Annotated in this window: 16 protein-coding genes; 11 read left to right on the top strand and 5 right to left on the bottom strand. The window is 63.8% G+C overall.

The features are described 5' to 3' along the window. The first annotated feature begins 62 nt into the window (after positions 1-62). From D886_RS0117185 to D886_RS0117175, 3 genes are all read left to right on the top strand, one after another. Positions 63-542: an NYN domain-containing protein gene (locus D886_RS0117185; RefSeq protein ID WP_027595082.1), complete on the top strand. Its 480-nt coding sequence runs from the start codon at positions 63-65 to the stop codon at positions 540-542. Positions 543-722: 180 nt separating this feature from the next. After that, positions 723-1,643, top strand: a complete 921-nt coding sequence (yedA, locus tag D886_RS0117180) for a drug/metabolite exporter YedA (RefSeq protein WP_027595081.1) — start codon at positions 723-725, stop codon at positions 1,641-1,643. A gap of 55 nt (positions 1,644-1,698) precedes the next feature. After that, on the top strand, positions 1,699-3,030 hold the full coding sequence (locus tag D886_RS0117175; protein ID WP_027595080.1) for a DEAD/DEAH box helicase: 1,332 nt from the start codon (positions 1,699-1,701) through the stop codon (positions 3,028-3,030). 110 nt (positions 3,031-3,140) lie between these two features. On the opposite strand, the gene D886_RS0117170 is transcribed toward D886_RS0117175, so the two are convergent. The 3 genes from D886_RS0117170 to D886_RS0117160 all read right to left on the bottom strand — a co-directional run bounded on the left by D886_RS0117170 (position 3,141) and on the right by D886_RS0117160 (position 6,212). After that, on the bottom strand, positions 3,141-4,385 hold the full coding sequence (locus D886_RS0117170; protein WP_027595079.1) for a TIGR03862 family flavoprotein: 1,245 nt from the start codon (positions 4,383-4,385) through the stop codon (positions 3,141-3,143). 148 nt (positions 4,386-4,533) lie between these two features. Continuing rightward, positions 4,534-5,448 (bottom strand): histone deacetylase, encoded by a 915-nt coding sequence (locus D886_RS0117165; RefSeq protein ID WP_027595078.1) that lies wholly within the window; start codon positions 5,446-5,448, stop codon positions 4,534-4,536. 77 nt (positions 5,449-5,525) lie between these two features. Further along, positions 5,526-6,212 carry a histidine phosphatase family protein gene (locus D886_RS0117160; protein WP_027595077.1) on the bottom strand — a complete coding sequence of 229 codons (687 nt, stop codon included), beginning with the start codon at positions 6,210-6,212 and terminating at the stop codon, positions 5,526-5,528. On the opposite strand from D886_RS0117160, the gene D886_RS0117155 reads away from it, so the two are divergent. The 5 genes from D886_RS0117155 (at position 6,211) to D886_RS0117135 (ending at position 9,637) form a co-directional block, all read left to right on the top strand. Beyond that, complete coding sequence (locus D886_RS0117155) at positions 6,211-6,396, top strand: hypothetical protein (RefSeq protein WP_027595076.1); 186 nt, start codon at positions 6,211-6,213, stop codon at positions 6,394-6,396. The genes D886_RS0117160 and D886_RS0117155 overlap by 2 nt on opposite strands. Further along, positions 6,393-6,962, top strand: coding sequence for a GNAT family N-acetyltransferase (locus D886_RS0117150; protein ID WP_027595075.1), 570 nt, complete (start codon positions 6,393-6,395; stop codon positions 6,960-6,962). Before D886_RS0117155 ends, D886_RS0117150 begins: the two co-directional genes overlap by 4 nt. A gap of 95 nt (positions 6,963-7,057) precedes the next feature. After that, positions 7,058-7,927, top strand: a complete 870-nt coding sequence (gene tesB / locus D886_RS0117145; RefSeq protein ID WP_027595074.1) for an acyl-CoA thioesterase II — start codon at positions 7,058-7,060, stop codon at positions 7,925-7,927. Then, entirely contained in the window at positions 7,924-8,514 is a 591-nt protein-coding gene (locus tag D886_RS0117140; protein ID WP_027595073.1) for an HAD family hydrolase, read from the top strand. The genes tesB and D886_RS0117140 overlap by 4 nt, the downstream gene beginning before the upstream one ends. Before the next feature lie 112 nt (positions 8,515-8,626). Further along, positions 8,627-9,637, top strand: a complete 1,011-nt coding sequence (locus D886_RS0117135) for an NAD(P)-dependent alcohol dehydrogenase (protein ID WP_027595072.1) — start codon at positions 8,627-8,629, stop codon at positions 9,635-9,637. A 14-nt stretch (positions 9,638-9,651) separates the two neighbouring features. Here D886_RS0117135 and D886_RS0117130 read toward each other — a convergent pair whose 3' ends face one another. Next, positions 9,652-10,353, bottom strand: coding sequence for a FadR/GntR family transcriptional regulator (locus D886_RS0117130; RefSeq protein ID WP_027595071.1), 702 nt, complete (start codon positions 10,351-10,353; stop codon positions 9,652-9,654). A 255-nt stretch (positions 10,354-10,608) separates the two neighbouring features. Here D886_RS0117130 and D886_RS0117125 point away from each other — a divergent pair, with 255 nt between their 5' ends. The 3 genes from D886_RS0117125 to gabP all read left to right on the top strand — a co-directional run bounded on the left by D886_RS0117125 (position 10,609) and on the right by gabP (position 15,230). Then, the gene (locus tag D886_RS0117125) at positions 10,609-11,961 is read left to right on the top strand and encodes an MFS transporter (protein ID WP_027595070.1); all 1,353 of its coding nucleotides are present in this window, start codon (positions 10,609-10,611) and stop codon (positions 11,959-11,961) included. An 18-nt stretch (positions 11,962-11,979) separates the two neighbouring features. Continuing rightward, positions 11,980-13,335 (top strand): glucarate dehydratase, encoded by a 1,356-nt coding sequence (gene gudD / locus D886_RS0117120; protein WP_027595069.1) that lies wholly within the window; start codon positions 11,980-11,982, stop codon positions 13,333-13,335. Between the two features lie 494 nt (positions 13,336-13,829). Continuing rightward, positions 13,830-15,230, top strand: a complete 1,401-nt coding sequence (gene gabP / locus D886_RS0117115) for a GABA permease (RefSeq protein ID WP_027595068.1) — start codon at positions 13,830-13,832, stop codon at positions 15,228-15,230. A gap of 49 nt (positions 15,231-15,279) precedes the next feature. Here the strand turns inward: gabP and D886_RS0117110 are convergent, their stop codons facing one another. Beyond that, positions 15,280-16,140, bottom strand: coding sequence for a LysR family transcriptional regulator (locus tag D886_RS0117110; protein ID WP_027595067.1), 861 nt, complete (start codon positions 16,138-16,140; stop codon positions 15,280-15,282). Between the last annotated feature and the right edge of the window lie 150 nt (positions 16,141-16,290).

Raw genomic sequence — 16,290 nt, 5'->3', positions numbered from 1 at the left:
GCATACTGCTGGCATTTGGGGCTGCACGGCAGCCCCGGATTCCATCAGACCATGAGGTTCCCGTGAAAAAGATCGCGTTGTTCGCCGACGTGCAGAACCTCTACTACACCGTGCGCCAGGCGCATGGCTGCCATTTCAATTACGCCGCGTTGTGGGCCGAGGTCAGCCGTGAAGGGCAGATTGTCGAAGCCGTGGCCTATGCCATCGACCGCGGTGACAGCAAGCAACAGCAGTTCCAGCAGATCTTGCGCAACCTCGGGTTCGAGGTACGCCTTAAACCGTACATCCAGCGCAGTGACGGCTCGGCCAAAGGTGACTGGGATGTGGGCATTACCCTGGATGTGATCGACGCCGCCAGCCGCGTGGACCAGGTGGTGTTGGCCTCCGGTGATGGCGACTTCGATTTGTTGCTGGAGCGGGTTATCCAGCGCCATGGTGCCGAAGCGGTGGTGTATGGCGTGCCTGGGCTTACGGCGATGTCACTGATCCGTGCTGCGAGCCGTTATGTGCCTATTGAGGGGCGGTTGTTGTTGCGGCATTGAGCGCGGGCGGCGCTCGATCTCAAACGCCCCAAAAATCTCAAACCAACCACCCGGGCCAGCACACAACCTCAACGCACCCCCACCAAGTGTGTCGCTCATTTATTCCGGTTTTGTAACTTAAGTTTACCCAGTGACCTTTCTAAACTAAGTCACCCGTAAACGGATTTCGAGTACTTAGCCATGCCTGCCTCCCGCCGCTTCCCACTCCTGCTCATCGGTGCCTTCATGGCCCTGTACCTGGTCTGGGGGTCCACCTACCTGTTCATTCGCATCGGCGTCGAATCGTGGCCACCGATGCTCATGGCAGGCGTGCGCTTTCTGATCGCCGGGGGCCTGTTGTATGGCTTTCTGCGCTGGCGCGGTGTGCCGGCACCGACCTGGCCGCAATGGCGGGCCGCAGGGGCGATCGGCTTTCTGTTGCTCAGCTGCGGTAACGGCGGCGTGACCGTGGCCGAACACGCCGGTGTGGCGTCCGGCGTGGCGGCCTTGGCGGTAGCGACGGTGCCGCTGTTCACCCTGCTCTTCGGCCTGCTGTTCGGGCACCGCAACTCGCGGCTCGAATGGGCGGGGATCGGCCTCGGGCTGGCCGGTATCGCACTGCTCAACCTCGGCTCCAACTTGCAGGCCAGCCCGATTGGCGCGGCACTGATCCTGTTCGCGGCGGCCTCGTGGGCATTTGGTTCGGTATGGAGCAAAAGCTTGCCGCTGCCGCAGGGGCCGATGGCCAGTGCCGCCGAAATGCTGGTGGGCGGTGCCGTGTTGCTGCTGGGCAGTGTGCTGTCGGGCGAGCGCATGACCCAGATGCCCACCGCTGCCGGTTGGGGCGCGCTGGCCTACCTGGTGTTCTTCGGCTCGATCCTGGCGTTCAGTGCCTACATGTACCTGCTCAAGCATGTGCGCCCGGCGGCTGCTACCAGCTATGCCTACGTCAACCCGGCGGTGGCGGTGCTGTTGGGGATCGTCTTCGCCGGCGAACAGATCGGCGCCGAAGAATGCGTGGCCATGGCGGTGATCATTGGCGCAGTGGTGCTGATCGGTCTGCCTCAGTGGCGCAAGGCACCCGCGCCTGCGCAACCGTTGAAGGGCGAAATCTGCAAGTAGGCGGGGGTGTTGCGGTAAACTTGCCGCCTTCGCTGAACCCCCTGACGGTATTGCCATGAATTTCGCCAAACTCGGCCTGATCGAATCCTTGCTGCGTACCCTGCAGCAGCTGGACTACACCACCCCGACCCCGGTCCAGGCCCAGGCCATCCCCGCCGTGCTGGCCGGCCGCGACCTGATGGCTGCGGCCCAGACCGGCACCGGCAAGACCGCAGGCTTTGCCCTGCCGGTGCTGCAGCGCCTGGCGCTGGAAGGTGAGAAGGTTGCCAGCAACTCGATCCGCGCGCTGGTGCTGGTACCGACCCGCGAGCTGGCCGAGCAGGTGCACAACAATGTGCGCGAGTATGCCGAGAACCTGCCGCTGAGCACCTATGCGGTGTACGGCGGGGTGAGCATCAACCCACAGATGATGCGCCTGCGCCGTGGCGTCGACCTGCTGGTCGCCACCCCGGGCCGCTTGCTCGACCTGTTCCGGCAGAACGCGGTGAAGTTCAACCAGGTGCAGACCCTGGTGCTCGACGAAGCCGACCGCATGCTCGACCTGGGCTTTGCCGAAGAGCTGCAGTCGGTGTACGCCGCGCTGCCACGCAAGCGCCAGACGTTGCTATTTTCCGCGACCTTCTCGGACCAGATCCGGGTCCTCGCCGGCCTGGCCCTGAACGACCCGCTGAGCATTGAAGTGAGCCCCCGCAATGCCGCCGCCAACACGGTCAAACAGTGGTTGGTGCCTGTGGACAAAAAGCGCAAGGCCGACCTGTTCTGCCATTTGCTGCGCAAGCAGCGCTGGAGCCAGGTGCTGGTGTTTGCCAAGACCCGCAACGGTGTCGACCAGTTGGTGGAGCGCTTGTTGAGCGAGGGTATCAACGCCGACGGCATCCATGGCGATCGCCCGCAGGCCACGCGTCAACGTGCGCTGGATACCTTCAAGGCCCGTGAGATCCAGGTGTTGGTGGCGACCGATGTTGCCGCGCGTGGGCTGGATATCGACGACCTGCCGCTGGTGGTCAACCTCGACCTGCCGATCGTTGCTGAAGACTATGTGCACCGCATTGGCCGCACTGGCCGCGCCGGCAACAAAGGGGAGGCGATTTCGCTGGTGTGTGCCGACGAAGTGCAGATGCTGGCGTCGATCGAGACATTGATCCGCCAGACCTTGCCGCGGCATGAAGAGCCGGACTTTATCCCAGAGCACCGCGTGCCGATGACCGATGCCAGTGGCCAGGTGATCAAGAAGCCGAAAAAGCCTAAAAAGCCGAAAGAGAACAGCGCGAAGCGTGGTTTGGGGCGCTGGATGGACAGTGCCGAGGCGGCGAGCCCGGCGCCGTCAGTGAAAGCGGTGCGTAAGGTGCCGAGCTTTAATGGTGGGCCGCGCAAGCGTAAGCCTTAAAGGCCTACTAGCCCCATCGCCGGCAAGCCGGCTCCCACAGGTACAGCAAACGCCGCTCCTGTAGGAGCTGGCTTGCCGGCGATGGGCTGCGCAGCAGCCCCGGCGATCTATCAGGCCGCCCCCGCCGCCACCCATTGCGCCGCCGCCCGCCCGGCGCGCAGCCCGCTGGCAAAACACGCCGTCAGCAAATACCCCCCGGTCGGCGCCTCCCAGTCCAGCATCTCGCCGGCACAGAACACCCCCGGCAATGCCTTGACCATCAACCCCTCGCTCAGCCCCTCGAAACGCACACCGCCAGCACTGCTGATGGCCTCATCCAGCGGCCGGGTACGCACCACGGTGATCGGCAACGCCTTGATGGCCCGCGCCAACGCCTGTGGATCGGCGAACGTGGCCTGATCGGTCAGCTCCCGTAACAACGCCGCCTTGACCCCATCGATGCCCAACTGGCTGTGCAGGTGCTTGGCCATGGAGCGCGAGCCGCGTGGCTTGGCCAATGCCTGGGCGATGTTATCCACAGCCTTGTCCGGCAGCAGGTCGAGCAGCAGCACACCCCGGCCGTCACGTGTGATGGCCTCACGCACCGGCGCTGACCAGGCATACACCAGGCTGCCTTCGACACCTTGCGCAGTGAGGATGAACTCACCTTTGCGCGGCAGGCTGTCGGGCACGCTCAGGGCAATGTTCTTCAGCGGTGCGCCGGCAAACTTGTCTTTGAGCAAGGTGCTCCAGCCTTCGACTTCAAACCCACAGTTGCTCGGCTGCAAGGGCGAGATATCCACAGCCCGCTCAGCCAGCAGCGGCTGCCACGCACCGTCAGACCCCAAGCGCGCCCAACTACCTCCACCCAGTGCCAGCACCACGGCGGCCGCGTGTACCTGGCGTTCACCCTGTGGATAAGCGATCCGCAGGCTGCCATCGTCATGCCAGCCCACCCAGCGATGGCGGGTGTGGATAACTACACCGCTGTCGCGCAGGCGCTTGAGCCAGGCGCGCAGCAAGGGCGCGGCCTTCATGTCGCGCGGGAAGACCCGGCCCGAGGTACCGACGAAGGTTTCGATGCCCAGGCCGTGAATCCACTGGCGCAGCGCGTCGGCATCGAAGCCGCGCAGCAGGCCGTCAATCTCGCCCTGGCGTTCGGCGTAGCGCGCGACAAAGGCTGGGTAAGGCTCGGAATGGGTGATGTTCATGCCGCCGACACCTGCCAGCAGGAACTTGCGGCCGACCGAGGGCATGGCATCGAACACCTCGACCGCCAAGCCCGCCTGGGCCAGCGCTTCGGCAGCCATCAGGCCGGCGGGGCCGCCACCGATGACGGCGACAAGGGGAGGGGTGGAGTGGTGTAGATCGGGCATGGGGGCGGCAGGCTGTGGAAAAGAGCGCGCATTCTAGCGCAGGCCGGTAGGTGGAAGCACTGATCAAAAAATGATCAATACTCTGCAGGTGGCGTAGCTAAAGGGCTGCAGCCGCTTTCCAGCAGCTTATCCACAGGCGGTTCCACAGTCATTGTGAACAACCTATGACCCGCGCCGCGCTGTGGTGCAGGATGCCGTGGCGCCGTGCCAGGGCTACGCGGTCCTTGCTGTAACCGCCACCGATCACGCCCACCACCGGGATGTCGCGGCCCAGGCACTGGCGCATCACCAACTCGTCGCGTGCCGCCAGGCCCTCATCGGTCAACTGCAGGTAGCCCAGGGCATCGTCCTTGTGCACATCGACACCGGCGTCGTACAGCACCAGGTCTGGCTGGTAGAGCGGCAACAGGTAGTTGAGGGCGTCTTCCACCACCTTGAGGTAGGCCGCGTCGCCCATGCCGCGGGGCAGGGGGATGTCCCAGTCGCTCTGGGCCTTGCGGGCCGGGAAGTTCTGTTCACAGTGCAGGGACACAGTGATTGCATCTGGGGTGTCGTGCAGAATTCGCGCGGTGCCGTCGCCCTGGTGCACGTCGCAGTCGAAGATCAGCACCCGGTGCACCCGCCCGGCTTCCAGCAGGTAGCGGCTGATCACGGCCAGGTCGTTGAAGATGCAAAAGCCTGCTGGGTGGTCGTAATGGGCGTGGTGGGTGCCGCCGGCCAAGTGGCAGGCGATGCCATGCTGCAAGGCCAGCTCGGCGCTCAGCAGCGAACCGCCCACGGCGCGCACGGTGCGCCGGGCCAGCGCCTCGCTCCAGGGCAGGCCGAGGCGACGCTGGTCCTCGCGGGACAGGTCGCCGCTCATGTAGCGTTCGATGTAGCTTCGGTCGTGGGCCAGGGCAAGGATGTCGTTGGGACAGATTTGCGGGCGCAACAGGTCCTGGTCACGGGTCAGGCCGCTGTCGACCAGGTGGTCGCGCAGCAAGCGAAACTTGTCCATCGGGAAGCGGTGCTCGGCGGGGAACTCCGGGCTGTAGTCATCGTGGTAGATCAGCGGCAACGGCATGGTCGGTTCGCAATCGGGGCCAGTGCTGATCTTGCCAGTTGTGGGGCGCCGTGCAACCGGCTTGTGATATTAGCGTGTCATTTGCCGGTGCTGGCCAGTACCCGCTGCCAATCCGGCTCGTTCAAGCGCCCGAGAATCCGCGCCTTGCCGTTGCCGTCGACCGACACGAACAGCGCACTGGCATAGCCGCTTTCCCGCTCCCCGCCCACCACCCGCTGCTGGCGCTGGAAGTGGTCGATGCAACCGTTGTGGGTCACCAACACCAGATTGTGACCAGGGCGTTTGCGCGCCAGGGCTTCATCGGCGAACTGGTTGTCGCAGCTCTCCAGCCAGGCAGCGCTCGGCACGGCCTGGCCCAGAATGAAGTGCGCGGTCTGGCGAGTACGTACTTTGGGGCTGCTCAGCACATCGGCATTGCTTAAGCCCAACGTGTGCAAACCCTGGCCGACGCGGGTGGCCGCCTGGGTGCCGGCCACGGTGATGCCGGTGGGGTCGTCCAGGCAGGGCCCGGGTGCGCTGTCGCAGCGTTCGGCATGGCGGATCATCACGATCACTGCGCCTTCGGCCCAATCCTGCAGCAGGCCGCTGTCACTCAACTGTTGCTCGTTGCCAAGGTCCACGATGTGCGTCCTCGTTGCCAGCCAGGTGGTCAACGCCGCCACGACCATGCACAGGCCCAGAGCGGCACCGAGGGCCTTGCGTGACAAACGTCGCTTGCGCCGGGCGTGGATGGCAGGGTGGCCCAGGGTATTGCTCGATAGCATGCGTGACTCCGATGGCATGGCCGCGCCGGGTGTGGTCGTGGCTGGCGACATTCTGGTGAGCGGCCTGTCGGGTGGCGGTGAAGGCGTTGTGAAAATTGCATTCAGGCGCCGCCGCTTGAGTGAAACCGTCGCCCGCGCCTACGCTGTAAACTGCAAGACAGCAAAACCGGAGCACACCCGATGACCCCAATTCTTCACCTGGAAAGCGCACGGCTGGTGCTGCGGCAATGGCACGACGACGACCTGCGCGAGTTCGCCGCGCTGTGCGCCGACCCGCACGTGATGCAGTATTTTCCGGCACCCCTGACGCGCCTGGAGGCGGCCGCGCTGATTGGTCGAATCCGTGGCCATTTCAATGAGCATGGGTTTGGCCTGTGGGCGCTGGAGCGCAAAGACAGCGGCGCCTTCATCGGCATGACCGGGCTGCTGAACGTCAGCTTCGATGCAGATTTTGCGCCCGCGGTAGAAATCGGCTGGCGCCTGGCGCGTCGCCACTGGGGCTTGGGGTTTGCCAGTGAAGCGGCCTGGACCTGCCTGCGTTGTGCCTTCGCCCAATTGCGCCTGGACGAGGTGGTGTCGTTCACTAGTGAGAGCAACTTGCCCTCGCAGAAAGTGATGCAGGCCATCGGCATGCAGCAGGACCCGAGCGGCAGTTTCGAACACCCGCGCCTGCCTGCCGGCCACAAGTTGCGCCCGCATGTGCTGTACCGCATCGACCGCGCACGCTGGGAGCAGACCCAGCGCGGCTGAATGGATGGGCATGCGCGGTGCGAATGACAAACCCTGTATCATTCGCCTTCATGAAAGCGCTGTAGAGCCGTGTTGCCTTGCTAGGAGAACCCCCGATGAGTCATGTGTTGGACGACCTGGTCGACCTGTTGAGCCTCGAGTCCATCGAGGAGAACCTGTTCCGTGGACGCAGCCAGGACCTGGGCTTCCGCCAGTTGTACGGCGGGCAAGTGCTGGGCCAGTCATTGTCGGCGGCGAGCCAGACGGTCGAAGATGCGCGCCATGTGCATTCGCTGCACGGTTACTTTCTGCGCCCTGGCGATGCCAGTTTGCCGGTGGTCTATTCGGTGGACCGCGTGCGTGACGGCGGCAGCTTCAGCACCCGGCGGGTGACGGCAATCCAGAAGGGCCACACCATCTTCACCTGCAGCGCGTCGTTCCAGTACGACGAAGAGGGCTTCGAGCACCAGGCGCAGATGCCCGATGTGGTCGGCCCGGAAAACCTGCCCAGCGAAGTCGAACTGGCCAGTGCCATGGCTGAGCACCTGCCAGAGCGCATCCGCGACAAAGTGCTGTGCGCCAAGCCGATCGAGATCCGCCCGGTGACCGAGCGTGACCCGTTCAACCCCAAGCCCGGCGACCCGGTGAAGTACGCATGGTTCCGTGCCGACGGCAACCTGCCGGACGTGCCTGCGCTGCACAAGTACCTGCTGGCTTACGCCTCGGACTTCGGCCTGCTGACCACCGCCTTGCTGCCCCATGGCAAATCGGTGTGGCAGCGCGACATGCAGATCGCCAGCCTCGATCATTCGCTGTGGTTCCATGGCAACCTGCGCGCCGACGAGTGGTTGCTGTACGCCACCGACAGCCCGTGGGCCGGCAATGCCCGCGGCTTCTGCCGTGGCAGCATCTTCAACCAGGCCGGGCAACTGGTGGCGTCGTCGAGCCAGGAAGGCCTGATTCGCCACCGCAAGGACTGGGCATGAGCCTGGGCGAGGTACGCAACTGGGTGTTCGACATGGACGGCACCCTGACCGTGGCGGTGCATGACTTTGCGGCGATTCGCGAAGCGCTGGAGATACCGCCTGAAGACGACATCCTGACCCACCTGGCGGCCTTGCCGGCGGCGCAAGCGGCGGCCAAGCACGCCTGGCTGCTGGAGCATGAACGCGACCTGGCGCTGGCTTCGACGGCCGCGACGGGGGCGGTGGAGCTGGTGCGCGAACTGGCCGGGCGTGGCTGCCGGCTGGCGATCCTGACCCGCAATGCCCGGGAGTTGGCGCATGTCACCCTGGAGGCCATCGGCCTGGCCGACTGCTTCCCGGTGGAACATGTGCTTGGCCGTGATGAGGCCGAACCCAAGCCTAGCCCGGATGGCCTGCTGAAGATTGCAGAGGCGTGGGGTGTGGCGCCGAGCGAATTGGTGATGGTGGGTGACTATCGCTTTGACCTGGATTGTGGGCGTGCGGCCGGGGCGCGTACCGTATTGGTCAACTTGCCGGATAACCCATGGCCGCATCTGGTGGATTGGCATGCGGCGGATTGCCGAGCGTTGCGCGCGATGCTTGGCTGATTTTTTGTTGGCCGTGCGGGCCTCTTCGCGGGTAAACCCGCTCCCACACGGGAGGAGGCAGCCTGCAGTGGCTATGCTGAACCGCAGTTTTTCCCTGAATGGAGACCCAGCCATGAGCAGCAAGGCCATCTACGTCCAACCTGGCGGCGGCTACGACAACGTCCAGGTCGGCACCTGCGAGGCGCCTGCGCCACAGGCCGGCGAAATCACTGTGCGTCTGCACGCCAGTTCCCTCAACTACCACGACTTCGCCGTGGTCAGCGGCATGTGGGGGCCGAGCGAGCGGCGTATCCCCATGGCCGACGGTGCTGGCGAAGTCACGGCAGTGGGGCCGGGTGTCAGTGAGTTCCAGGTCGGCGACAACGTCGTCAGTACCTTTTTCCCAGACTGGCTCGACGGCCAGGCCAATGTCGAAGGGTTTGCCCGGGTGCCCGGCGATGGCCTCGACGGCTACGCCCGTGAACAGGTCACTGCCCGCGCCACGGCCTTCACCCTGGCGCCCAAGGGTTACAGCCACGCCGAGGCAGCCACGCTGACCACCGCAGGGCTGACGGCCTGGCGTGCCTTGATGAGCGATGACCACCTCAAGCCCGGCGATACCGTGCTGGTGCAGGGCACGGGCGGGGTATCGATCTTCGCCTTGCAGTTTGCCAAGCTGGCGGGTGCCACGGTGATCGCGACCTCGTCCAGCGATGCCAAGCTCGAGCGCCTCAAGGCCCTCGGCGCCGACCACCTGATCAACTACAAAAGCACCCCGGCCTGGGGTGAGAAGGTGCGTGAGCTCACCCACAACCGCGGGGTCGACCATGTGATCGAAGTGGGCGGGCCGGCGACCCTGGAGCAGTCGATGATTGCCACGCGTATCGGCGGGCATGTGTCGTTGATCGGCATTCTCACCGGGGTAGCGGGGCAGTTGCCGTTGGTTCAGGCACTGGTGCGGCAAATCCGCCTGCAGGGCGTGCTGGTCGGTAGCCGTGCACAGCAGCAGGCGATGGTGCGGGCGATCAATGCCAATGGCCTGCGGCCGGTGGTGGACAAGCACTTCGAACTGGAGCAGATCGTCGACGCGTTCCGCTACCAGGAGAGCAACCGGCATTTCGGCAAGATCTGCCTGACCTGGTAATCGCCGTTACAGGCTCACTCAGGCAGTAATCTGTCGCGGCTGTTGGACAGGTGCAGGCACATCGCCGCCCGTGCCGCATCCGGGTCCTGGCGGCGGATGGCATTGAGTATCGCCTCATGTTCCAGGTTGGCCAGGTACGCATGCCTGGCCAGCTTGGCGCCGGTGCGTTCGGCCAGGGCCATGCGGTTGCGGGGGATCAGGCCACTGCCGAGCTGGGCCATCATTTCGCTGAAGTACAGGTTGCCGGTGGCCTCGGCGATCAGCAGGTGAAAGCGCCGGTCGGCCTCTATGCAGCTGTCGCCAGCGGCCGCCAAATCTTGATAGTCGTCCAGCGCCTGGCGCATGCGTGCCACGTGCCCGTCGTCGCGGCGCACTGCGGCGAGGGCGGCGGCCTGGCCTTCCAGGCCGATGCGCAATTCCAGCAGGTCGCGCACGCTGGCGGCGTTTTCGGCGCCAACGCGCAGCCCCGCCTGGGGCTGGCGCTCTATCACGAAGGTCCCGATCCCGTGGCGTGGCTCCACCAGCCCTGAAGCCTGAAGCTTCGACAAGGCTTCGCGCACCACGGTGCGGCTGACCCCATGTTCACGCACCAGGGTGTTTTCCGAGGGCAATTTGTCGCCTGGCTTGAAGGTGCCCAGCAAAATCTGCTGCGTCAGGCTGGAGACCAGGTCGTGGGCGCGGCTGTGGCCGCGCACGCGGGGGTGTGCTGAGTCCATGGTGTGCTCCGTGATATCGATAGCTTGTACGACAAGTTAAAACACAAAAATATTTTCCGCCTATTTTTCTGATCGAGAAGCCTGCCTCGTGCGCGGTTGTTTTTGAACGTTCGCAGCAAATCCTCATTTTTAAAGCTTGTATTTTGTACTTTTGTCGACGTTATCGATCTTGTCGTACAACTGCGCGGGGCATATGCTCCACCCCACTGTCATGTCAGACAACCCGCATAAAAACAACTAGTGGGAGATCCGCAAGTGAACGACACCCTCGCTCCGTCTGCCGGGAATGAAGGCGACGCTTTGGCCAGTGCCGTGGCCAAGGTCAAGCGCCACGTCCTGCCGCTGTTCGTCATCATGTTCATCGTCAACTACCTCGACCGCGTCAACATCGGCTTCGTCCGCCCGCACCTGGAAAGCGACCTGGGCATCAGTGCTGCTGCCTATGGGTTTGGCGCCGGGCTGTTCTTCATCGGCTACGCATTGTTCGAAGTGCCCTCGAACATGCTCCTGCAGCGTGTCGGCGCTCGGCTGTGGCTGACCCGCATCATGTTCACCTGGGGGCTGGTGGCCACGGCCATGGCCTTTGTCCAGACCGAAACCCAGTTCTATGTGCTGCGGTTTTTGTTGGGCGTCGCCGAGGCCGGGTTCTTCCCTGGGGTGATCTACTACTTCACCCGTTGGCTGCCCGGCGCCGAGCGCGGCAAGGCGATTGCGATTTTTCTCAGCGGTTCGGCACTGGCGTCGCTGATCTCCGGCCCGCTGGCCGGGGCCTTGATGCAAATCCAGGGCCTTGGCCTGCATGGCTGGCAGTGGATGCTGTTCATCGAAGGCATGGCCTCGGTAACGCTGTGCTTCTTCGTGTTCTTCTGGCTCGACTCCAAGCCGCAGGATGCCAAGTGGCTGAGCCAGGCCGAGCAGGATGCACTGGTGCACACCATCGACCGCGAGCAGCGTGAGCGGGAGGCCGTCGGTAGCGTCAAGACCTCGGCCTGGAGCCTGCTCAAAGACCGCCAGATCGTGCTGTTCTGCCTGATCTACTTCTGCATCCAGCTGACCATTTATGCCGCGACCTTCTGGCTGCCGAGCATCATCAAGCGCATGGGCGACCTAAGCGACCTGCAGGTTGGCTTTTTCAACTCGATCCCCTGGCTGATCTCGATCCTGGCGATGTACGCCTTCGCGTCCGGCTCGGCACGCTGGAAGTTCCAGCAGGCCTGGGTAGCCGCCGCGCTGGTGATCGCCGCCATCGGCATGTTCATGTCCACCACCGGTGGGCCGGTGTTCGCCTTTGTCGCCATCTGTTTTGCCGCCATCGGTTTCAAGTCGGCCTCTTCGCTGTTCTGGCCGATCCCTCAGGGCTACCTGGACGCCCGCATCGCGGCGGCAGTGATTGCCCTGATCAACTCGGTCGGCAACCTCGGCGGTTTCGTGGCCCCCACCACCTTCGGCCTGCTCGAGCAGCAGACCGGCTCGATCCAAGGCGGCTTGTATGGCCTGGCGGTGACGTCGGTGCTGGCGGCCATCGCCGTGTTCTTCGTACGCACTCGCCCAAAGGGCGCTCCTTCCGATGAGCTCAAGGCGCCTTCGGCCCTGGGCCAGACCCACTGATGACTGCGAGATAAAACCATGAACATGCAGACGACTCCCGCCGTTCACACCGCCACCCCCGTGGTCACCGATTTGCGCGTGATCCCGGTGGCTGGCCACGACAGCATGCTGCTCAACCTCAGTGGCGCCCATGGCCCGTACTTCACCCGCAACGTGGTAGTGCTGCGCGACAGCGCTGGCAACACTGGCCTGGGCGAGGTGCCGGGTGGCGAGAAAATTCGCCAGACCTTGGAAGATGCCCGCAGCCTGGTCGTAGGCCAGCCCATCGGCCATTACCAGCGCGTGCTCAACGCCATGCGCCAGGCCTTCGCCAACCGCGATGCCGGCGGCCGCGGCCTGCAGACCTTCGACCTGCGCATCACCGTGCACGCTGTGACAGCCATCGAATCTGCATTGCTCGACCTGCTTGGCCAGCACCTGAACGTGCCCATGGCCGCACTGCTCGGCGAAGGGCAGCAGCGCGAGGCGGTGAAGATGCTCGGTTACCTGTTCTACATCGGCGACCGCCAGCAGACCGACTTGGCCTACCGCAGCGAAGCGGAGGCGGACGATGACTGGTTCCGCCTGCGCCACGAGAAGGCCCTGACCCCGGAAGCGGTCGTGCGCCTGGCCGAAGCTGCCAGGCAGCGCTATGGCTTCAGTGACTTCAAGCTCAAGGGTGGCGTACTGCGCGGTGAGGAAGAGATGGAGGCAGTGACCGCCCTGGCCGAACGCTTCCCCGATGCGCGCATCACCCTCGACCCGAACGGCGCCTGGTCGCTTAAAGAGGCCATCGCCCTGTGCCGTGACAAGCACGACGTGCTGGCCTATGCCGAAGACCCCTGCGGTGCCGAAAACGGCTACTCGGGCCGCGAGGTGATGGCCGAGTTCCGTCGGGCTACGGGGCTGCCCACCGCCACCAACATGATCGCCACCGACTGGCGCCAGATGGGCCATGCGATCCAACTGCAATCGGTGGACATCCCGCTGGCCGACCCGCACTTCTGGACCTTGCAGGGCTCAGTGCGGGTGGCGCAGATGTGCAACGACTGGGGGCTGACCTGGGGCTCGCATTCCAACAACCACTTCGACATCTCCCTGGCCATGTTCACCCAGGTGGCTGCCGCCGCGCCGGGTGAAATCACCGCCATCGACACCCACTGGATCTGGCAGGACGGCCAGCGCCTGACACGTGAGCCGCTGCGTATCGTCGACGGCCATGTGCACGTGCCGGCGCGGCCTGGGTTGGGTGTGGAGATCGATGAAGACCAGCTGGCCAAGGCGCATGAGTGCTACCGCAACATGGGCCTCGGCGCGCGGGATGACAGCGTGGCGATGCAGTTTCTGATACCGGGCTGGCAGTTCGACAACAAGCGCCCTTGCCTGGTGCGCTGAGCCCTTTCTAGCGCGCTACCCAAGCGCCCAACACACCCTCTCTGTAGGAGCAGCCTTGTGCTGCGAAGAGGCCGGTGAACACACAGTGAATCTCTGCTGTGTTCACCGGCCTCTTCGCAGCACAAGGCTGCTCCTACAGGGCAAGAATCCGAGCCCTGACCATGCAGCAAGCGTTGCAGGGCGATGCACACCCAAATGAAAAACGATAGCTTCAGACGGCCGATGGCGCGTTTGGACATGCCAATCGCGACATCTGGCGGGAATGGAAAAGCGTTGTCGTGATCGCACACCTGCGGGACGTTCTCGTGTAATTTTCCTACGCCTTACGGGGCTTAAATGGACCTCGAATTCTGCTGGTGCGTTGCTCTGAATGCGTGCAAAAGGCCAACAACAGCGCGTGAGTGATGTGTCATTCCGATGGACTCTCTAGGAGATAATGTTCGCCTACGCCTGCCCCCGTCCTTCCTTGTGTCAGCAAAAAGAGAACAAGATCAATGAACACCGTGGGATCTGATGGCAACCTTGCACAAGGTTTCAAGCCACGTCATGTAACGATGCTGTCCATCGCGGGCATTATCGGTGCAGGACTATTCGTAGGCTCCGGGCACGCGATTGCCGCGGCCGGGCCAGCCACCCTGATTTCTTACTTCGTGGCCGGCACCCTGGTGGTGCTGGTCATGCGCATGCTCGGCGAAATGGCCGTCGCGCACCCTGATACCGGGTCCTTCTCCACCTACGCCGACCAGGCCATTGGCCGCTGGGCTGGCTACACCATTGGCTGGTTGTACTGGTGGTTCTGGGTGTTGGTCATCCCCATCGAGGCACTGGCGGCGGGGCATGTACTGAACGCCTGGTTCCCGCAGGTGGACAGCTGGATCTTCGCACTGGCCTCGGTGCTGCTGTTGGCAGGTACCAACCTGTTCAGCGTGGCCAAGTACGGCGAGTTCGAGTTCTGGTTCGCGATTCTCAAGGTCACCGCCATCCTTGGCTTCATCGGCCTGGGCTTCGCGGCCTTGATGGGTTGGCTGCCAAACCGAGAAGTCAGCGGTTTGAGCACGTTGGTCGCCGAGCACGGCGGTTTCGCGCCCAAGGGCTGGTCTGCCGTCATCGGTGCCTTCATCACCGTGATGTTCAGCTTCATCGGTACCGAGGCCGTGACCATCGCCGCCTCCGAGTCCAGCGACCCGTCCCGCAATATCGCCAAGGCCACCCGCTCGGTAATCTGGCGGATCAGCACCTTCTACATCCTGTCGATCTTCGTGATCATCTCGGTGGTGCCGTGGAACGATCCGCAATTGGCGGTGGTGGGCTCTTACCAGCGTGCGCTGGAGATCATGAACATCCCCAACGCAGCCTTCATGGTCGACCTGGTGGTGCTGGTGGCTGTTACCAGCTGCATGAACTCGTCGATCTACATTGCCTCGCGCATGATGTATTCGCTGGCCAAGCGCGGTGACGCACCGGCCTTCCTCAACAAGACCTCCAAGGTCGGCGTGCCGCGCTCGGCGGTATTTGGCAGCACCCTGATCGGTGCGGCCATCGCCATCCTGAACTACTTCGCGCCCAAAGGCGTGTTCGAGTTCCTGTTGGCCAGCTCGGGCGCCATCGCCCTGCTGGTGTACATGGTCATCGCCATCTCCCAGCTGCGCATGCGCCGCCGCCTGGAGCGCGAGAACGCCGAACTGAAGTTCCGCATGTGGCTGTTCCCATGGCTGACCTGGGCGGTGATCATCTTCATCGCCGCGGCGCTGGCGGTGATGATGTATACGCCTGAGCACCGGGTGGAAGTGAGCTCGACACTGGGCCTGGCGATCGTGATTTCCTTCCTGGGGATAGTCACATCGCGTGGGCATACGCAGGCAGTGGCGGCGCGGTCGGTGAGGGGATCGGCTTAATCGTCCAAGCCAAAAGTCTCACCCCTGGTGAGACGTTTACTGCGGGGGATCAGCGCATCATCTCGATGTACCTGATCACCGCAGGTGCCTTTTCGAAACGCCGATGAACCAGGCTCAGCCATGAGCTGGCCTGGCAATCGGCGATACGCCGGTAATTCACCTGCGCCAGGCTGATGCGCTGCACGACCGACTCCGGTACCACGGCGATGCCCTGGCCCAACGAAACCAAGGTGATGACCGCGACCAGGCTCCCAGGTTGCGGGCCGAGCCGTGGCACGAAACCACCTTGTGCCGAGACTTCGAGCGTGCCGGAAATCTGCTCGGGGAGGATGAAGGTCTCATTGGCCAGGCGGGATGCCGGGATCTGTGGCAACTCATTGATCCGCGAGTTGGCAGGCAGGGCGAGAACGAAACCTTCCTGGTGCAGGGCGATGGCTTCCAGTTCTTCCGGCAGTTCCATCGGCGAGCGCACGTAGGCGAGGTCGAGCAGGCCATCGCGCACCTGTCCAGGCAACTCCAGCATGGGCAGCTCGCGGATGTTCAGGCGTACGTCCGGGTGGCTTTCGCTAAAGCCGGTCACCTGCCGCTGCAGCATGCCCGAATACGCGGCAGAGGCCACATAGCCCATTTCGATACGCCCGCTTTCGCCGCGCCCTGCACGCTGCGCGCCCAGTTGTGCGGCATCGAACTGGCGTACGGCCTGTTCGGCTTCGATCAGCAATGCCTGGCCTGCAGCGGTGAGGTTCACCTCGCGTTGGCTGCGCTCGAACAGGCGCACGCCCAGCTCGCGTTCCATGTCCTGGATCTGCCGGCTGAGGGTAGGCGGAGCGATGCCCAGCTGTTCTGCGGCACGGGTGAAATGGCCGTGCTGGGCGACGCAGAGGAAGTAGCGGAAATGGCGGATTTCCATGCGGTGTTACCTGCAAGCTAATGACGCGGGCCACTGTGGCTAACAAGCCGTGGGGCTGATGGCGTTAGGGTGAAGACAACACTACAAGGCTGGTGCCATGGCGGCAAAGGTATCGTTGGTACCCGTGATATAGACCCTGTGGGAGCGGGT

Origin of the sequence: Pseudomonas sp. LAIL14HWK12:I7, assembly GCF_000483465.1 — a bacterium.
In the GTDB taxonomy this organism is placed as follows: Bacteria; Pseudomonadota; Gammaproteobacteria; order Pseudomonadales; family Pseudomonadaceae; genus Aquipseudomonas; species Aquipseudomonas kermanshahensis.
This window is presented reverse-complemented; position numbering and strand designations above follow the sequence as displayed.

Excerpts from the sequence above, each read along its gene's own strand:
- D886_RS0117170 (WP_027595079.1), bottom strand. The coding sequence starts at position 4,385 with ATGCCCGATCTACACCACTCCACCCCTCCCCTTGTCGCCGTCATCGGT.
- D886_RS0117155 (WP_027595076.1), top strand. The coding sequence starts at position 6,211 with ATGCGTGACTCCGATGGCATGGCCGCGCCGGGTGTGGTCGTGGCTGGC.
- D886_RS0117140 (WP_027595073.1), top strand. The coding sequence starts at position 7,924 with ATGAGCCTGGGCGAGGTACGCAACTGGGTGTTCGACATGGACGGCACC.
- gabP (WP_027595068.1), top strand. The coding sequence starts at position 13,830 with ATGAACACCGTGGGATCTGATGGCAACCTTGCACAAGGTTTCAAGCCA.
- D886_RS0117165 (WP_027595078.1), bottom strand. The coding sequence starts at position 5,448 with ATGCCGTTGCCGCTGATCTACCACGATGACTACAGCCCGGAGTTCCCC.
- tesB (WP_027595074.1), top strand. The coding sequence starts at position 7,058 with ATGAGTCATGTGTTGGACGACCTGGTCGACCTGTTGAGCCTCGAGTCC.
- gudD (WP_027595069.1), top strand. The coding sequence starts at position 11,980 with ATGAACATGCAGACGACTCCCGCCGTTCACACCGCCACCCCCGTGGTC.
- D886_RS0117150 (WP_027595075.1), top strand. The coding sequence starts at position 6,393 with ATGACCCCAATTCTTCACCTGGAAAGCGCACGGCTGGTGCTGCGGCAA.
- D886_RS0117175 (WP_027595080.1), top strand. The coding sequence starts at position 1,699 with ATGAATTTCGCCAAACTCGGCCTGATCGAATCCTTGCTGCGTACCCTG.
- yedA (WP_027595081.1), top strand. The coding sequence starts at position 723 with ATGCCTGCCTCCCGCCGCTTCCCACTCCTGCTCATCGGTGCCTTCATG.
- D886_RS0117160 (WP_027595077.1), bottom strand. The coding sequence starts at position 6,212 with ATGCTATCGAGCAATACCCTGGGCCACCCTGCCATCCACGCCCGGCGC.
- D886_RS0117130 (WP_027595071.1), bottom strand. The coding sequence starts at position 10,353 with ATGGACTCAGCACACCCCCGCGTGCGCGGCCACAGCCGCGCCCACGAC.
- D886_RS0117110 (WP_027595067.1), bottom strand. The coding sequence starts at position 16,140 with ATGGAAATCCGCCATTTCCGCTACTTCCTCTGCGTCGCCCAGCACGGC.
- D886_RS0117135 (WP_027595072.1), top strand. The coding sequence starts at position 8,627 with ATGAGCAGCAAGGCCATCTACGTCCAACCTGGCGGCGGCTACGACAAC.